This window comes from Massilia agri (assembly GCF_024753255.1).
Lineage (GTDB): Bacteria > Pseudomonadota > Gammaproteobacteria > Burkholderiales > Burkholderiaceae_D > Telluria > Telluria agri.
This window is the reverse complement of the sequence record NZ_JANUHA010000032.1, coordinates 1-16,137: the sequence shown is the minus strand read 5'-3', so window position 1 is coordinate 16,137 and position 16,137 is coordinate 1. Positions and strand designations below refer to the sequence as shown.

At 65.6% G+C, this 16,137-nt stretch carries 15 protein-coding genes; 8 read left to right on the top strand and 7 right to left on the bottom strand.

Features of this window, described 5'->3' with window-relative positions:
• Window positions 1-3 precede the first annotated feature (3 nt).
• Together NX780_RS24615 and NX780_RS24610 are read right to left on the bottom strand one after the other, a co-directional pair.
• A complete protein-coding gene (locus NX780_RS24615) occupies window positions 4-1,578 on the bottom strand; it encodes an alkaline phosphatase D family protein (protein ID WP_258830526.1) in 1,575 nt (524 codons plus the stop codon).
• 6 nt (window positions 1,579-1,584) lie between these two features.
• Window positions 1,585-2,022: an acyl-CoA thioesterase gene (locus NX780_RS24610; RefSeq protein WP_258830525.1), complete on the bottom strand. Its 438-nt coding sequence runs from the start codon at window positions 2,020-2,022 to the stop codon at window positions 1,585-1,587.
• Window positions 2,023-2,084: 62 nt separating this feature from the next.
• On the opposite strand from NX780_RS24610, the gene NX780_RS24605 reads away from it, so the two are divergent.
• Window positions 2,085-3,932: an ABCB family ABC transporter ATP-binding protein/permease gene (locus NX780_RS24605; protein WP_258830524.1), complete on the top strand. Its 1,848-nt coding sequence runs from the start codon at window positions 2,085-2,087 to the stop codon at window positions 3,930-3,932.
• Between the two features lie 53 nt (window positions 3,933-3,985).
• On the opposite strand, the gene NX780_RS24600 is transcribed toward NX780_RS24605, so the two are convergent.
• The 3 genes from NX780_RS24600 to NX780_RS24590 all read right to left on the bottom strand — a co-directional run bounded on the left by NX780_RS24600 (window position 3,986) and on the right by NX780_RS24590 (window position 7,720).
• On the bottom strand, window positions 3,986-5,065 hold the full coding sequence (locus NX780_RS24600) for a type II asparaginase (protein ID WP_258830523.1): 1,080 nt from the start codon (window positions 5,063-5,065) through the stop codon (window positions 3,986-3,988).
• Window positions 5,066-5,089: 24 nt separating this feature from the next.
• The gene (locus NX780_RS24595; protein WP_258830522.1) at window positions 5,090-6,376 is read right to left on the bottom strand and encodes a metal-dependent hydrolase family protein; all 1,287 of its coding nucleotides are present in this window, start codon (window positions 6,374-6,376) and stop codon (window positions 5,090-5,092) included.
• A gap of 81 nt (window positions 6,377-6,457) precedes the next feature.
• Entirely contained in the window at window positions 6,458-7,720 is a 1,263-nt protein-coding gene (locus tag NX780_RS24590; protein ID WP_258830521.1) for a dicarboxylate/amino acid:cation symporter, read from the bottom strand.
• Between the two features lie 178 nt (window positions 7,721-7,898).
• Here NX780_RS24590 and NX780_RS24585 point away from each other — a divergent pair, with 178 nt between their 5' ends.
• Window positions 7,899-8,624, top strand: coding sequence for an amino acid ABC transporter ATP-binding protein (locus NX780_RS24585; RefSeq protein WP_258830520.1), 726 nt, complete (start codon window positions 7,899-7,901; stop codon window positions 8,622-8,624).
• A 60-nt stretch (window positions 8,625-8,684) separates the two neighbouring features.
• Here the strand turns inward: NX780_RS24585 and NX780_RS24580 are convergent, their stop codons facing one another.
• A complete protein-coding gene (locus NX780_RS24580; RefSeq protein WP_258830519.1) occupies window positions 8,685-9,743 on the bottom strand; it encodes an NF038122 family metalloprotease in 1,059 nt (352 codons plus the stop codon).
• Window positions 9,744-10,030: 287 nt separating this feature from the next.
• Here NX780_RS24580 and pyrC point away from each other — a divergent pair, with 287 nt between their 5' ends.
• Genes pyrC through NX780_RS24560 form a run of 4 tightly spaced genes read left to right on the top strand, consistent with a single transcriptional unit; the run spans window position 10,031 to window position 13,203 of the window.
• Complete coding sequence (gene pyrC, locus NX780_RS24575) at window positions 10,031-11,089, top strand: dihydroorotase (RefSeq protein WP_258830518.1); 1,059 nt, start codon at window positions 10,031-10,033, stop codon at window positions 11,087-11,089.
• A 7-nt stretch (window positions 11,090-11,096) separates the two neighbouring features.
• Entirely contained in the window at window positions 11,097-11,891 is a 795-nt protein-coding gene (locus NX780_RS24570) for a DUF3025 domain-containing protein (protein WP_258830517.1), read from the top strand.
• Between the two features lie 12 nt (window positions 11,892-11,903).
• Entirely contained in the window at window positions 11,904-12,893 is a 990-nt protein-coding gene (locus tag NX780_RS24565; RefSeq protein ID WP_258830516.1) for a Gfo/Idh/MocA family protein, read from the top strand.
• A gap of 25 nt (window positions 12,894-12,918) precedes the next feature.
• Complete coding sequence (locus NX780_RS24560) at window positions 12,919-13,203, top strand: hypothetical protein (protein WP_258830515.1); 285 nt, start codon at window positions 12,919-12,921, stop codon at window positions 13,201-13,203.
• A gap of 6 nt (window positions 13,204-13,209) precedes the next feature.
• Here the strand turns inward: NX780_RS24560 and NX780_RS24555 are convergent, their stop codons facing one another.
• Window positions 13,210-14,037: a hypothetical protein gene (locus NX780_RS24555; RefSeq protein ID WP_258830514.1), complete on the bottom strand. Its 828-nt coding sequence runs from the start codon at window positions 14,035-14,037 to the stop codon at window positions 13,210-13,212.
• Window positions 14,038-14,264: 227 nt separating this feature from the next.
• Between NX780_RS24555 and NX780_RS24550 the strand changes: the two genes are divergently transcribed.
• A complete protein-coding gene (locus tag NX780_RS24550; RefSeq protein ID WP_258830513.1) occupies window positions 14,265-15,053 on the top strand; it encodes an alpha/beta fold hydrolase in 789 nt (262 codons plus the stop codon).
• A gap of 42 nt (window positions 15,054-15,095) precedes the next feature.
• Window positions 15,096-16,109, top strand: a complete 1,014-nt coding sequence (locus NX780_RS24545; protein WP_258830512.1) for an alpha/beta hydrolase — start codon at window positions 15,096-15,098, stop codon at window positions 16,107-16,109.
• Window positions 16,110-16,137: the final 28 nt, after the last annotated feature.

The window sequence follows — 16,137 nt, the reverse complement described above, 5'->3', positions numbered from 1 at the left end:
TCTTCAAGCGGTGCGCACCGCTTGCGCCCATCCGTCGTCCACCCTGAACGACGCCAGCTTCGCCACCGGCGACTTCGCATCCCGCACATCAGTCAGTCCCATGAAATGCGTCACCGTCTGCTTCGGCGTGAGCTCGAGCAGCATGTAGCCGCGCCTGTCGCTGCGCCCGTAGAGCATGTGCGGGTTCTTCTCCACGTGCTCGACGGTCTGCTGCTGCGGCCGTGAGCTCGAGGTCACCGAGGTGCCGACGAACTCGGTGGCCACCACCGGATTCTGCTTCGACACCGGCCTGGAAAAGTCCGGCCGCAGCGAGGTCGCGTAGAAGGTGTGCACGTCGCCGCCCAGCACCAGCGGATTGTGCGCGCCCTGCCTGACGATGGTGTCGAGCAGGCGCTTGCGCGCCATCGGATAACCGTCCCAGCCGTCGGTCCAGAAACGGCCGTCCTCCGGCTTCACGATCGGCACGCTGCTCGACTGCGCCATCAGGGTCTGCTGCGCGAGGATGTTCCACTTCGCGCGCGAGGTCGCCAGGCCAGACTCCAGCCAGGCTTCCTGCTCCGACCCCAGCATGGTGCGGCGCGGGTCGCGCAGGGCCTCGCAGGCGCGCGCGAACACCGCATTCGAGCCGCCGCGGTTCGCCGCCTTGGCGCAGGCCTGGGGCGAGCGGTACTGGCGGTCGTCGAGTACGTGCAGGCGCGCCAGGCGTCCCCAGTCGTAGCGCTGGAACAGGGGCACTTGCGCGAAGCCGTCGCGCCGGATGTTCGGCAGGCGCAGCGGCATGTGTTCGTAGAAGGCCTGGTAGGCCGCGGCGCGGCGGGTGGCGAAATCCCGCGCCAGGCGCTCGTCGCGCAGGCCGGCGTAGTCGTTGGCCACCTCGTGGTCGTCCCAAGTGACGATCCAGGGCGCGGCAAGGTGGGCGGCCTGCAGGTCCGGGTCGCTCTTGTACTGGGCGTAGCGCTTGCGGTAGTCCGCCAGCGTGAAGGATTCGTCCGTGCGCACCACCCGGCCCGGGTGGTGCAGGTGATAAGGGCCCCACTCGTAGATGTAGTCGCCCAGGAAGGCGACCAGGTCGGGATTGCTGTGGGCGATGTGGCGGTGCGCGCCGTAGCTGCCGAACTCCCAGTGCTGGCACGATGCGACAGCCAGTTTCAGGGCGCCCGGCATCTCGTCGCGCGCGGGCGCCGTGCGGGTGCGGCCGACCGGGCTGACGGCGTCGCCCAGCATGAAGCGGTACCAGTACCAGCGGCCCGGCGCCAGGCCCTTCGCGTCGACGTGCACGCTGTGGGCCAGCTCCGGCGCGGCGATCGCCCTTCCTTTCGCGACGATGGTGCGGAAGGCTTCGTCGCTCGCCACCTCCCAGCGCACGCTCAGCGCCACCGGGGCGATCGGCGCGCCCAGCGGGTCGCCGAGGATGCGCGTCCACAGGATCACCGCATCCGGCAACGGCGAGCCCGACGCGACGCCGAGGCTGAAGGGGTAGGGCCCCTTGTTCGAGGAGGCGCAGGCGCCCAGCGACGGGCCGGCCAGGGCGGCCGACAGCCGCGCCGCATCCAGCAGGAAAGAACGGCGCGACGCCATTGGTGCTCAGTCGCGGTGGATCAGGGTTTCGAGCGGCGGCACCTGGCGCGGCTTGCGGTCCGGGCCGGTGGCCACATAGGTCAGCTGGGCCTCGGTCACCTTCACCACGTCGGCCTGCAGGCGGTTGCGTTCGGCGTAGACTTCGACGTTGACGGTGATCGAGGTGTTGCCGACCCTGACGATGTCGGCATAGAAGGACAGCAGGTCACCCACGAACACGGGCTGCTTGAACAGGAAGGAATTCACGGCGATCGTCGCCACGCGGCCATTCGCGCGGCGGGTGGCCGGCAGCGAGCCGGCGATGTCGACCTGGGCCATGATCCAGCCGCCGAACACGTCCCCGTACACATTGGCGTCGGCCGGAGCGGGCATCACGCGCAGCTCGGGCATCTTGCCTTCCGGCAGTCGGGTTGGTGGGAGGGCGGCATTTTGTGGCGTGGTCATCTTGTTTTCTCGGTAAAAGCTACAATCGTCCCGAATTGAACCATAAATCCCCCAGCCCTGCCATGCGACGCAATACCGCCTCATCCGTCCCACTCCCTCCCGATGCGAAAGCCACGCCGCGCAACGATTGGGCCACGCTGCGTACGCTGTTCCCGTATTTATGGGTGTACAAGTGGCGCGTGCTGGCCGCGCTCGCCGCCCTGGTCGGCGCGAAACTGGCCAACGTCGGCGTGCCGCTGGTGCTCAAGCAGCTGATCGACCAGCTCGCCATCGACCCGAAAGACCCGCATGCGCTCCTCGTGCTGCCGCTGGGCGCGCTCATCGCCTACGGCCTGCTGCGCCTGTCCACGACCCTGTTCACCGAGCTGCGCGAATTCCTGTTCGCGCGGGTGACGCAGCGCGCGGTGCGGACGATCGCGCTGAAGGTGTTCCGCCACCTGCATGCCCTGTCGCTGCGCTTCCACCTGAACCGCCAGACCGGCGGCATGACGCGCGATATCGAACGCGGCACGCGCGGGGTGAACAGCCTGATCTCGTATTCGCTCTTCAATGTGCTGCCGACCCTGGTCGAGATCACGCTGGTGCTCGGCTACCTGGTGCTGAACTACGACATCTGGTTCACCGTGATCACCGGCGTGGCGCTGGTCAGCTACATCGCCTTCACCGTCATCGTCACCGAATGGCGCACGCACTTCCGCCGCACGATGAACGATCTCGACTCCAAGGCGAATACCAAGGCGATCGACTCGCTGCTCAACTACGAGACGGTGAAGTATTTCGGCAACGAGGAATATGAAGCGAAACGCTACGACCAGGGCCTGCAGAGCTTCGAGAACGCGGCCGTGCGCTCGCAGACCTCGCTCTCCTTCCTGAACACCGGCCAGTCCCTGATCATCGCCACCGCCGTGACCCTCATCCTGTGGCGCGCGACCGAGGGCGTGATCGCCGGGACCATGACCCTGGGCGACCTGGTGCTGGTGAACTCCTTCATGATCCAGCTGTACATCCCGCTCAACTTCCTGGGCGTGATCTACCGCGAGATCAAGCAGAGCCTGGCCGACATGGAGCGCCTGTTCTCGCTGCTCGACCAGAACCGCGAAGTGGCGGACAGCGCGCATGCCCAGCCTTTGGTGACGCGCGGCGCCCAGGTGGAGTTCTCGCACGTCGAATTCAGCTACGAGGCCAAGCGCCAGATTCTGTTCGACGTCGATTTCGCTATTCCCGCCGGCACCACGACGGCGGTGGTGGGCCACAGCGGATCGGGCAAGTCGACTTTGTCGCGCCTCTTGTTCCGCTTCTACGACGTGAACGGCGGGGCGATCCGCATCGACGGCCAGGACCTGCGCGACATCACCCAGGCTTCGCTCCGTTCATCGATCGGTATCGTGCCCCAGGATACGGTGCTGTTCAATGACACCATCGAATACAACATCGCCTACGGCCGCCCCGGCGCTTCGCATGAGGATATCGTGGCGGCCGCTCGCGCGGCCTCGATCCACGACTTCATCGAGAGCCTGCCGGATGGCTACAAGACCATGGTGGGCGAGCGCGGCCTGAAGCTGTCGGGCGGCGAGAAGCAGCGCGTGGCGATCGCACGCACCTTATTGAAGAATCCGGCCATCCTGATCTTCGACGAGGCCACGTCGGCCCTGGATTCGAAGTCGGAACAGGCGATCCAGGCGCAGCTGAAGGAGATTGCGAAAGACCGCACGACGCTCGTCATTGCGCACCGCCTGTCGACCATCGCGGACGCGCAGCAGATCATCGTGCTGGATCATGGGCGCATCGTGGAACGCGGCACGCACCAGTCCCTGTTGGCTGCGCGCGGGCTGTATCAGCAGATGTGGGAACGGCAGCTGGCGCGGCCGGATGAGGAATTGGCGTCGCCGCCGCTGGAGATCGCGAAGTAGTTCGCTTGCCGTAGGGTGGGCGCTCCCGCGCCCACGCGTTCAAACAGTGCCGATCAGTAGGTATGGAACATCCGCTGAATGTCCTTGGTGCTGTTCGTCTTCGTCAGCGCCAGCATCAGGAGAATGCGCGCCTTCTGCGGGCTCAGCGTATCCGACACCACGAAGTCCAGCTGGTCGTCGTTCGCCTCGCCATTGCGCGCAACGATGCCCTGTCCCACGCGCGCCGAACGCACGATCACCACGCCTTGCGAACGTGCCGCCACCAGCGCAGGCTTGGTCTTCGCAGGCAGGCTGCCATTGCCCACGCCCGCATGCACCAGTCCTTTGGCGCCGGCGGCCACCAGCGCCTTCACCGCCACGTCGCCCACGTTCGCATAGGCGTACGCCACGTCCACCTGCGGCAGCGCGTCCAGCTTCGACACGTCGAACTCGGACTCCACCGTGTGCTTGCGCGTGACCTCACGGTAGAAGAAGGGCTTGCCGCCCTGGATGTAGCCGATCATGCCCAGTTCCGTGCTGCGGAAGGTGTCGGTGGTGGTGGTGTTGGCCTTGGTGACGTCGCGCGCCGCGTGGATCTGGTCGTTCATCGCGACCAGCACGCCTTTACCGACGGCTTGCGGGCTACCGGCCAGGTTGACCGCGTTGTACAGGTTGATCGGGCCATCGGCCGACAGTGCGGTCGAGGGGCGCATCGAGCCCACGACCACCACCGGCTTCCTGCTTCTCACGACCAGGTTCAGGAAGTAGGCCGTCTCTTCCAGCGTGTCGGTGCCGTGGGTGATGACGATGCCATCCACGTTCGGCTGGGCCAGCAGGGTGTTGATGCGCTTGGCCAGGATCAGCCAGTGCTCGTTGCCCATGTTCTCGCTGGCGATCTGGAACACCTGCTCGCCGCTGACGTTGGCGACCCTGGCGATCTCGGGAACCGCCTGGATCAGGGCCTGCACGCCGACGGTGGCGGCGGTGTAGCCGACCGTCGTGGTGCTGGTGGCGCCGGTGCCGGCGATGGTGCCGCCGGTGGCCAAAATGGTCACGTTGGGCAGTTTGGCCGTCTGTGCCTGCGCCGCCGAAGCGAGCAGGAACAGGAAGGCAAACAGCGCCGCGCAAGCGCGGCTGTACTTCTGGAACAGCATGGACTTCTTCTCCTTTGGTAAAACTTACGGCTTCTTGTAGACGACGCCGTCCTTCATCACGAACCTGACCTGCTCGAGCACTTTGACGTCCTGCAGCGGGTCGCCCTCGACGGCCACGATGTCGGCCGCAAAGCCGGGTTCCACCATGCCCAGGCGGGCGGACGGGTCGAGCAGGCTTGCTGCGTGCATGGTCGCGGCGCGGATTGCCTCGATCGGCTTCATGCCCGCTTCGACCATGTAGCCGAACTCCTTCGCGTTCTCGCCATGCGGGAACACGCCGGCATCGGTGCCGAAGGCGATCTTCACGTCGGCCTTGTAGGCGCGGGCGAAGGTGGCCTGCAGCTGCGGGCCGATCGCGGCCGCTTTCGGCTGCACCAGGGCCGAATAGTAGCCAGGGATCCTGGCCTTGTCCGCCACGTAGCGGCCGGCCGAGATGGTCGGCACGTACCAGTTGCCGGTCTTCCTGAACAGGGCGATGACCTCGTCGTCCATCAGGGTGCCGTGCTCGATCGAATCGACGCCGGCGCGCAGGGCGCGCTTCATGCCTTCGGCGCCGTGGGCGTGGGCCGCGACGCGGAAGCCGTAGTCCTTGGCGGTGCCGACGATGGCCTTCAGCTCGTCCTCGGTGTACTGCGAGTTCTGGCCGTTGGCGGCCTGGCTCAGTACGCCGCCGGTGGCGGTGATCTTGATCAGGTCCGCGCCTTCCTTGTAGCGCTGGCGCACGGCCTGGCGGCCCTCCTCGGGGCTGTCGATCACGCCCTGTTCCGGACCGGGGTGCCCCACTTTCTCGCTCAGGAAGTGCGACAGGTTGTTGGTGGGATCGGCATGCCCGCCCGTGGTGGCGATCGACTTACCTGCCGTGAACATGCGCGGCCCCGGAATCTCGCCGTTGGCGATCGCCCGCTTGAGCGAGACGTTCAGGCCATCGGCGGCGCCAAGATCGCGCACGGTGGTGAAACCGGCCATCAGGGTGCGGTTGGCGTATTTCACCGAACGGTAGGCCAGGTCCTGCGGGTCGGCGGTGAGGCGGTCGCGGTAGGCCTCCACCACCGGCGTGGTTTCGCTGGTCAGGTGCACGTGCATGTCGATCAGGCCCGGCAGGCAGCTATGGCGCGACAGGTCGACATTGCCTTGCGCCTGGCTCATCGGGCCGACCGACTTGATCACGCCGTTCTCGACCACGATGCTGACGCGCTCGCGCCAGGTACCGCTCTTGACGTCCAGCAGGCGGCCGCAGTCGACCGTCTGGGTGGCGGCGCTGGCGCCGGTGGCAACCAACAGCAGCCCCGCTGCTGCATACAGCTGTTTCATGTCTCGCTCCTCATTATGGTTATATGAAAAAGGCCCTCCATCGCTGGAAGGCCTTCGGTACCGAAGCTCTATCGTGGCGCTCTAGCGCAGCGGCGCGACCGCCGGGTCCTTGTTCGGATCGGCCAGGTCGCCCTCCCACTTGGCGACGACGGCGGTGGCGATGCCGTTGCCGATCACGTTGGTGGCCGAACGGGCCATGTCCAGGAAGTGGTCGATGCCCAGCAGGAGCAGCAGGCCCGCTTCCGGGATGTTGAACTGGGCCAGGGTGGCGGCGATCACGACCAGCGAGGCGCGCGGCACGCCGGCCATGCCCTTCGAGGTCAGCATCAGCACCAGCATCATGGTCATCTGGGTCGCGATGTCCAGTTCGATGCCGTAGGCCTGGGCGATGAAGACTGCCGCGAAGGTGCAGTACATCATCGAGCCGTCGAGATTGAAGGAGTAGCCGATCGGCAGCACGAAGGCGGCCAGGCGGTTCTTCACGCCGAAGCGCTCCAGGCCTTCCAGGGTTTTCGGGAAGGCCGCTTCCGAGGAGGCGCAGGTATAGGCCAGGATGGTCGGCTCTTTCAGTTCCGAGATCAGGCGCAGCACGCGGCGGCCCAGGAACACTCCGCCGATGGCGATCAGGACCACCCACAGGAGGATGATGCCGAGGTAGAACTCGGCCATGAAGATGCCATAGGTCGACAGCACGCCGAGACCGCTCTTGGCGATCACGCCGGCCACGGCCGCGAACACGGCGACCGGTGCGAAGTTCATCACGTAGCCGGTGACCTTCAGCATGATGTGGGCGATGCCGTCCACCGCGTCGATCAGCGGGGTGGCGCGCGCGCCGACGGCGGCGGCCGCGGTGCCGAAGAAGATCGAGAACACGACGATCTGCAGGATCTCGTTCTTGGCCATGCCGTCGAAGATCGAGGTCGGGATCAGGTGGGTGATGAAGTCCTTCAGCGTCAGGCCCGAGGTGGTGATGCCCGAGGAGGCGCCGACCGGCGGCACGGCGCCCGACAGGGCCATGGCGTCGCCCGGGCGGAACAGGTTCACCAGGACCAGGCCCAGCGACAGCGAGATGACGGAAGCGATGACGAACCAGCCCAGCGCCTTGACGCCGATGCGGCCGACTTCCTTGGCGTCGCCCATCTTGGCGATGCCGACCACCAGGGTCGAGAACACCAGCGGTGCGATGATCATCTTGATCAGGCGGAGGAACATGGTCGTGATCAGGGCCATCGTGTCCGCGAACCCGGCCGGGTTCTCGAAGCTGGTGTTGGCCACATAGCCGACGACGATCCCGAGCACGAGGCCGATCAGGATATAGGTTGTCAGGCGGTTCTTTTTATCCATAATGCTTCCTGTCTCGTGGACCTGTGCACAACCCGCGGCAGGGGATGGCGCTGTCGCAAGGCGAATAATCGGGTATTGATCGTAAGGAGAACGGCGAGTCGTTCTGGTAGGTAAGGCAAGTTCCGAAGTATCCTTGTCGCTAGAAATGCTGTCAAGCACGCTTACACGAGTACAACAGATGATCGAAATCGAGAATGTCAGCAAGTGGTACGGCGGCTTCCAGGTACTGCGCGATTGCAGCACGCGGGTGGCGCGCGGCGACGTGGTGGTGGTCTGCGGGCCGTCCGGCTCGGGCAAGTCGACCCTGATCAAGACCGTCAACGGCCTGGAACCCTTCCAGGAGGGCAGGGTGCGGGTCGACGGCATCGACGTGGGCGACCCGAAGACGAATCTGCCGGCGCTGCGCGCGCGCATCGGCATGGTATTCCAGAATTTCGAGCTCTTCCCCCATCTGTCGGTACGCGAGAACCTGACCCTGGCCCAGGTCAAGGTGCTGGGACGCGGCAAGGAGGAGGCGCTCGAGCGTGGCCTGGCCTATCTCGACCGGGTCGGCCTGCTGGCGCACAAGGACAAGTTCCCGGGCCAGCTCTCCGGCGGCCAGCAGCAGCGCGTGGCGATCGCGCGCGCCCTGGCTATGGACCCGGTGGCGATGCTGTTCGACGAGCCGACCTCCGCGCTCGACCCCGAGATGATCGGCGAGGTGCTCGACGTGATGGTCGCGCTGGCGCAGGATGGCATGACGATGATGGTGGTGACCCACGAGATGGGTTTCGCGCGCAAGGTGGCCGACCGCATCGTCTTCATGGACCACGGCAGCATTGTCGAGGACAGCTCCACGGAGGCATTCTTCGCGGCCCCGGCATCGGCGCGGGCACGGGAGTTCCTGGCGCGGATCATTCACTAACCGGCAGGCACCAATAAAAAACGGCGCCCAGGGCGCCGTTCTCATGCGTGAAGCGGCTTATCAGGCCTGCTTGGCGCGGCGGCGGCGTGCAGCTGCCAGGCCGACGGCGCCGAAGCCCAGCAGCGCCATGCTGCCCGGTTCCGGAACGAAGTTCCAGCCGATGACGTCGAACATCTGGTAATCCAGGGCGGTGATGTCCATGTACTCGCCGTAGGCGCCGGTCGGGTCCATGATGCCGATGTCCAGGTTGTCCTTCCAGTGGCTGGCCTGCTGGTTGTCGCCATAGGTGCGGCCGTTCGAGAAGGTCGCCAGCGTGGTCTTGCAGTTGTCCAGCGAGAAGTACTTGGTGCGGTTGTCGGCCGACCAGTCGAGGTCGGCGCCTGCCGCGCGGCTCGCCTCCGAGCAGCGGAACACGTCGGTTGGCGAGATGTAGGTGAACAGGGCATCCGAGAAGTTACCCGGACGGTTCAGGTCGAGGATGTCGACGCCGCTGATGAAGCCGAGCGCGTGGCCGATTTCGTGGGCGGCGACGCCGATGAAGTCGAAGGCGTTCGAAGCGATGCCGTCGGCGCGGTTGAAGTCCCAGTTCCAGACATCGCTGAAGCTGATGCTGCCGTCGACATTGTTATCCTGGTCCCACCACAGTCCCAGGGCGCGTGCGTTCGCCAGCGTCATGGTGATCGTGTTGTTATTGTCGTTGCCGTTGTTGTCGAGGAAAGGCGTGCCGCTGCCGACGCCGTTCGGGTTGATGTTGGTGCCGTTCATATAGACGTCGAGGCTGGGGCCGGTCTTCAGGCCGGCAACCGCCTTCTTGTCGAGGCCGGTGGTCGCGTCGAACACCATCGCTTCACGGAAATTGCTGTAGTCGGTAAACACGCGGGTCGAGTTGGTCGAACCGAGGATGTTGGGACCCAGGGTGGAGAAACCGATGTTCAGGTTGACCGTCACGTCGTCTTTCAGCACATTGGACCAGAGCTTCGCCGCATCCTGGAAGCCTTTCAGCGCGCGCGCGTCCATGTTCGGGTTGTAGTTGAACTTGAACTCCAGTGCCTGTGCCGAGCTGCCGTAGGCGATGGCCAGCAGGGGAACGAGTTTCAGCAGTTTCTTCAGGTTTTTCATGGGTCTCTTTTCCGGTTATGTCGAACTTGTTATTGAAGCGATGCCGGCACTGGCTACCTGCATGACCACTACCGGCTCGGCCTTTTGGGATATGCAAGTTTCGGGCCAGAAATAGTAGCCATTTGTTTTTAAAAAGAAATTTCCTTTTGATAATACTTTCTCAGGGCCAAGTGTAAAAATTTCCGACATAAATTTGGCCCTCACTGCCTCTCGCGCGGAAAAATTGCTATACGCCCCTTGCTAGTCTCAAAGGGTAAAATGGCGGGATTCGTACTCCGAGAGCCGCCATGTCCACCATCGACCCGATTGAAATCCCGCAGTCCATCACCATCACCCGCCCCGACGACTGGCACCTGCACCTGCGCGACGGCGCGGCCCTTGGCAGCGTGCTGCCGCATAGCGCGCGCCAGTTCGCGCGCGCGATCGTGATGCCGAACCTGAAGCCGCCGGTGACCACGACCGCCGCGGCGACGGCCTACCGCGAGCGCATCCTGGCCGCGCTGTCGGAAGGGGTGTCCTTCGAGCCGCTGATGACGCTCTATTTGACCAACAATACCGATCCCGACGAGATCCGCCGCGCGGCGGACACCGGCTTCATCCACGCTGTCAAGCTCTACCCGGCCGGCGCCACCACCAACTCGGACGCCGGCGTGACCGACCTGCGCAACTGCTACAAGGTGCTGGAAGTGATGCAGGAAGTCGGCATGCCCCTCTTGGTGCACGGCGAGGTGACGGACAACGACATCGACCTGTTCGACCGCGAGGCCGTCTTCATCGAGCGCGTGATGCGCCCGCTGCGCCGCGACATGCCGGTGCTGAAGGTCGTGTTCGAGCACATCACCACCAAGGAAGCGGCGCAGTACGTGGCCGAGGCCGAGGGTCCGATCGGCGCGACCATTACCGCCCACCACCTGCTCTACAACCGCAACGAGATCTTCCGCGGCGGCATCCGTCCTCACTATTACTGCCTGCCTGTGCTCAAGCGCGAGGAACACCGCCTGGCGCTGGTCACCGCCGCCACCAGCGGCGACGAGCGCTTCTTCCTCGGCACCGACTCGGCGCCGCACGCCGTGCACACCAAGTACGCGGCCTGCGGCTGCGCCGGCTGCTACACCGCCTTGCACGCGATGGAGATGTACACCGAAGCCTTCGCCCAGGCCGGCGCGCTCGACAAGCTCGAAGCCTTCGCCAGCCTGAACGGCCCGGCCTTCTACGGCCTGCCGGTCAACGAAGGCACCATCACGCTCGAGCGCCGCGACTGGACCCTGCCGGAGAGCGTGCCTTTCGGCGAGCACCAGCTGGTGCCGCTCAACGCCGGCGAAACCATCCACTGGAAGATGGCGTAAACAGCGCATGCTGTCCTGCATCGACTGGTCGCGCCCCTGGTATGACACGGTGCGGCCGGGCTTCGAGCGCCTGGCCCTGGCGGGGGAGGACTTCCTCGACGCGTTCAACCGCAGCGCGGCCTCGCTCGGGTTGACGAACCATCAGGGCCTGCCGCTGCGTTTCGTGCCCCAGGCCATGCTGCCCGAGGGGACGGCCTACGAGGAATTCATCGGCGCCACCGGCCAGGTGCCCACGCGCGACAACCTGCACGACTTCTTCAACGGCCTGGTGTGGCAAACCTTCCCGCTCATCAAGCGCCAGCTGAATGCGCTGCAGGCGGCCCAGATCGCACAGGCCGGCGTGGGCAAGTCGCGCGGCCCGGCGCGCGACGCCGCCACCATCTTCGACGAGAACGCCGCGCTGCTGCTGGTGCGCGAGGGAGAAGCCGGGCGCGCCCTGGTCGACGAGCTGCGCGGGCACTGCTGGCTGGCCGCGCTGTTCGAGAAGCGCGCCATGTTCGGCGCCGATGTGCAAATCTCGCTGTTCGGCCACGCGCTGATGGAAAAACTGGTGGCGCCGCGCAAGGCCATCACCGCACATACGCTGGTCGTCCATGCGGGCGATGATGTGTTCGCGCTGGCGCCCGAGGCGCAGCGCGCCTGGATCGACGCTCACGTGGCGAACCGGCTGCTGGAAGAAGGCTTGACGACGTCCAGCTTCACTCCGCTGCCCGTGCTGGGCGTGCCCGGCTGGTGGCCGGCGCAGGACCGGGACTTTTACCTCGAAACCAGCGTCTTCCGCCCGAAACGGGCGACGAACTGAAAGGAACAAGCAATGGCTGGAGCAGTACGCTGGGGAATCCTCGGCACGGGCAAGATCGCGCGTGCCTTCGCCACCGCATTGAAGGACGTGCCGGGCGCGGTCCTGGCCGGCGTGGCCTCCCGCAGCCAGGACAAGGCCGAGGCCTTCGGCCAGCAGTTCGGCGCACTTGCCGCCTACGGCTCCTACGAGGCGCTGCTTGACACCGAAGGCATCGACCTGGTCTACGTCGCCACGCCCCATCCCCAGCACGCCGGCAATGCCCTGATGGCCCTGCGCGCAGGGAAGGGCGTGCTGGTCGAGAAACCGTTCACGATGAACCTGCGCGAGGCCGAGCAGGTCGTCACGCTGGCGCGCAGCCGCCGCCTGTTCCTGATGGAGGCGATGTGGACGCGCTACCTGCCGGGCTTCGAAGAGGTGAAACGCATCATCGCATCGGGCGAGATCGGTGAAGTCAGCCAGGTGGTGGCCGACTTCGGCTTCACCGCCAACTTCGGCCCCGAGCACCGCGTCTTCAATCCGGCACTCGGCGGCGGCGCGCTGCTGGACCTCGGCATCTACCCGCTGTCGATCGCCACCGCCCTGCTGGGCCCCGTGGCCGAGATCAAGGCGCAGGCCGAACTCGGCGCCACCGGCGTGGACGTGCAGACCGGCTTCACGCTCAAGCACGAAGGCGGCGCCATGTCGGTGTGCAGCTGCTCCTTCAAGTCCCGCACGCCCTGTGAGCTGACGGTCTCGGGCACGCGCGGCCACGTGCGCATGAATACCCGCTTCCACCACGCGAAGTCCGTGACCGTGATGCTGGAAGACGGCAGCGCGCGCACCATCGACACGCCCTATATCGGCAACGGCTATGTGCACGAAGTGATCGAGGCGCAGCGCTGCTTCCTCGCCGGCCTCACCGAGAGTCCCGCCATGAAGCTCGAGGAAACGCTGGCGCTGATGGGCGTGCTCGACGAGATGCGGCGCCAGATCGGGCTGGTCTACGACAGCGACCGCGTCTGAAACGCAGCAGGAATCAGGCTGGCTAATGAGCGATACGGAACCGATGATGGTTGATTGCGGCGTGCACGGCGAACGTGTGGCAACCGTCGTATGCCGACACATGCTGGGCGGCTCTCAGGCTGCGCCGCTCGGTTTTATCGAGAACAGCAGCGACCCGGACGACTTGCAGGCCTGGTGTTACCTGTGCGAAGAGAAGTTCGAGCAGGAGGGCGGGATGACGGAAGCGTTCAGGAAGTTCAATGACATGGCGATCGTGTGCGTTTCCTGCTATGCGGACGCGAAGTCACGCCATGCCATCCGCGCCAGCTGACTGCTTTCAGGTCGCCTGTCCGGCAAGGGCCGCATCCAGCTGCCGCAACAGATCGCAATGCAAGTCGAGCGCGTGCTTCGTCATGTGCTTGCGCGCGTGCGCAATCTCGGTCAGCTCGCGCTGGGCCACCGCCTGCTGGCCGTTGGCCAGCGCCCATAAAGCCAGTTCGACCCGCGCCTCGACACTGCCCGAGCGTTCCGCGGCCGCGATGAACTGCTCGCCCGCCTCGGCGCGCTGTCCGCAGGCGGTGTAGGCGCGTCCCAGTGCCAATCCCACCTCGTCGGGCCGGAAGCTCGGCTGGCGTGTCTGCAGCGGCAGCAGCAGCGCGATCGCCGCCGCAGCCTGGCCGTGCGCCAGGCGTGCGCGTGCGGCGCCCAGGATCACTTCGGCGTCGCCCGCGAACGGGCCTTGCAGGCAGGCGTCGTACTGCGCCACCGCCTCTGCCGTCTGCCCGGCTTCGAGCAGGGCGCCGGCCAGGCGCATCTGGTTGTGCGCGGTGGGCGTCAGGTCGAAAGCCTGGCGCGCCTCGCGCACGTCGCGGCCCGGGTCGAGCTTTTTCTGCAGCGCATGGCCCGCCATCCGCGCCTGGCGCTCGAGGCGCGAATGCGGCAGGAACACGACCGCGAAATAAACGATGCTGCCGAGCAGGGGGAAGGAAAAGAGGATCAGCAGCCAAACCATCTGCCGTCCCGTGCGCACGGCGTGGACGGCAAAGAAGATGGCGATGATCAGGTGGAGTCCGAGTCCGAAGATGGGCATGGCAAATACGATCTGCTGGATGAACAGGCCGGCGGCACAGCCGGACGAGCGAGCCGCCACGATATCCTTTCGCATGGGGCGGATGTCTAACCGAATGTCACGCCGAAGGATTTTTTTAGCCATTCGATAAAAATCGCTTGCTATTTAATAGCGCGCGATATAAACTGCGTTTCATCGGTAGGGAATGCACGGAAAGACAGCGTCCCGGCCCGATCAGCAGTCGTGGCAGGCCGGGGACCGATGATCCACGGCGTCAAAATAAGTAGCGCACTATCTAATCGAAAACAACATAAGGAGTTACCATGAAAGCCATCAAGCACCTCGCCCTCACCCTGTCGATCGCAGCCGGCGCCGCCCTGCCGGCCCATGCAGCGCCGGCGGTCGCCGTCAAACCGACCGTGATCCTCGTTCACGGCGCCTTCGCCGACGCGACCAGCTGGAACGGCGTCGCCACCAAACTCCGCGCCGACGGTTACAGCGTGATCGGCGCCGCCAATCCGCTGCGCAGCGTGCAGGGCGATGCGCAGGTGGTCGCCAACATCGTCAAGAGCGTGCAGGGACCGGTCGTGCTGGTGGGGCACTCCTACGGTGGCGCCGTCATCTCGGCGGCGGCGCAGGGATTGCCGAACGTGAAGAGCCTGGTCTATGTCGCGGCATTCGCCCCCGAGCAGGGCGAGACGGCGCTCGAGCTGTCGGGACGCTTCCCGGGCGGTACCCTCGGCAGCGCGCTGGCCGCACCGGTCGCGCTTGCGGATGGCGGCAAGGATTTTTACATCCAGCAGGATAAATTCCATCAACAGTTTGCGGCCGATCTGCCGAAAGCGCAGGCCGAGCTGATGGCTGTCTCCCAGCGTCCCATCGCGGAAGCCGCCCTGCTCGAGGCCGCCAGGAGCCCTGCATGGAAAACGCTGCCCTCGTACTTCGTCTACGGCAGCGGTGACAAGAACATCCCGGCCGCGGCGCTGGGGTTCATGGCCGAACGCGCCAAATCGCGCAAGACCGTCGTCATTCCGGGCGCGTCCCATGTGGTGATGACCTCCCACCCGAACGCGGTTGCCCGGCTCATCGAGCAGGCCGCCGAAGCGAAATAAATAAGTAGTGCACGATCTAATTAACCAGCAAAGGACATGACCATGAACACCGTGAAAACCATCCTCGCCGCCGCCCTCATTGCCACTGCCGCCACCCATGCCGGGGCCGCCAGCCTGCCGGGCGTCGAACGCCAGACCGCCGGCTTCCTGAAAGCGATCGAAGGCGGCAAGCCGCTCGAAACCCTGAGCCCGCAGGATGCGCGCGCCGTGCTGGTGGGCGCCCAGGCCGGCGCCAAGGCGAAGCTCGCCCCGGCCGATGTCAGCGAGAAGACCGTCCTTCTCGACGGCAAGCCGGTCAAGCTGACCATCGTGCGCCCGGCGGGCGTCAAGGGAACGCTGCCGGCCTTCATGTTCTTCCACGGCGGCGGTTGGGTGCTGGGCGACTATCCGACTCACGAACGCCTGGTACGCGACCTGGTCGCCGGCTCCGGCGCGGTGGCGGTATTCGTGAACTACACGCCCTCGCCGGAAGCCGGCTACGGCGTGGCCATCCGCGAAGCCTATGCCGCCACCCGCTGGGTGGCCGAGCACGGCGCGCAGATCGGGGTGGACGGCAAGCGTCTCGCCGTGGCCGGCAACAGCGTGGGCGGGAACATGGCGGCGGTGGTCAGCCTGATGGCCAAGGAGCAGGGGGCGCCGAAGCTGCGTTCGCAAGTGCTGCTGTGGCCCGTCACCGACGCCAACTTCGAGACCGGCTCCTACAAGGAATTCGCGAACGGTCACTTCCTCACCCGCGACATGATGGTCTGGTTCTGGGATAACTACACCCGCAGTGCCCAGGCCCGCCGCGAGATCCATGCCGCACCGCTGCAGGCCACGCCCGCCCAGCTGCAAGGCCTGCCGCCGGCGCTGGTCCAGACCGCGGAGTTCGACGTGCTGCGCGACGAGGGCGAAGCCTATGCCCGCAAGCTCGATGCCGCCGGCGTCGAGGTGAAATCGGTGCGCTACAACGGCATGATCCACGACTTCGGCCTGCTCAATGCCTTGAGCGATGTGCCGGCCGTGAAGAGCGCCCTGCAGCAGGCATCGCAGGAACTGAAAGAGCGCTTGCAATGAACGCACCCAGCCGGTGTCAGGTTGAGAG

What these genes read in the sequence shown, in the direction of transcription:
- pyrC (WP_258830518.1), top strand. Translation starts at nt 10,031, where the DNA reads ATGTCCACCATCGACCCGATTGAAATCCCGCAGTCCATCACCATCACC.
- NX780_RS24610 (WP_258830525.1), bottom strand. Translation starts at nt 2,022, where the DNA reads ATGACCACGCCACAAAATGCCGCCCTCCCACCAACCCGACTGCCGGAA.
- NX780_RS24545 (WP_258830512.1), top strand. Translation starts at nt 15,096, where the DNA reads ATGAACACCGTGAAAACCATCCTCGCCGCCGCCCTCATTGCCACTGCC.
- NX780_RS24565 (WP_258830516.1), top strand. Translation starts at nt 11,904, where the DNA reads ATGGCTGGAGCAGTACGCTGGGGAATCCTCGGCACGGGCAAGATCGCG.
- NX780_RS24560 (WP_258830515.1), top strand. Translation starts at nt 12,919, where the DNA reads ATGAGCGATACGGAACCGATGATGGTTGATTGCGGCGTGCACGGCGAA.
- NX780_RS24590 (WP_258830521.1), bottom strand. Translation starts at nt 7,720, where the DNA reads ATGGATAAAAAGAACCGCCTGACAACCTATATCCTGATCGGCCTCGTG.
- NX780_RS24580 (WP_258830519.1), bottom strand. Translation starts at nt 9,743, where the DNA reads ATGAAAAACCTGAAGAAACTGCTGAAACTCGTTCCCCTGCTGGCCATC.
- NX780_RS24570 (WP_258830517.1), top strand. Translation starts at nt 11,097, where the DNA reads ATGCTGTCCTGCATCGACTGGTCGCGCCCCTGGTATGACACGGTGCGG.
- NX780_RS24615 (WP_258830526.1), bottom strand. Translation starts at nt 1,578, where the DNA reads ATGGCGTCGCGCCGTTCTTTCCTGCTGGATGCGGCGCGGCTGTCGGCC.
- NX780_RS24605 (WP_258830524.1), top strand. Translation starts at nt 2,085, where the DNA reads ATGCGACGCAATACCGCCTCATCCGTCCCACTCCCTCCCGATGCGAAA.
- NX780_RS24595 (WP_258830522.1), bottom strand. Translation starts at nt 6,376, where the DNA reads ATGAAACAGCTGTATGCAGCAGCGGGGCTGCTGTTGGTTGCCACCGGC.
- NX780_RS24555 (WP_258830514.1), bottom strand. Translation starts at nt 14,037, where the DNA reads ATGCGAAAGGATATCGTGGCGGCTCGCTCGTCCGGCTGTGCCGCCGGC.
- NX780_RS24585 (WP_258830520.1), top strand. Translation starts at nt 7,899, where the DNA reads ATGATCGAAATCGAGAATGTCAGCAAGTGGTACGGCGGCTTCCAGGTA.
- NX780_RS24600 (WP_258830523.1), bottom strand. Translation starts at nt 5,065, where the DNA reads ATGCTGTTCCAGAAGTACAGCCGCGCTTGCGCGGCGCTGTTTGCCTTC.
- NX780_RS24550 (WP_258830513.1), top strand. Translation starts at nt 14,265, where the DNA reads ATGAAAGCCATCAAGCACCTCGCCCTCACCCTGTCGATCGCAGCCGGC.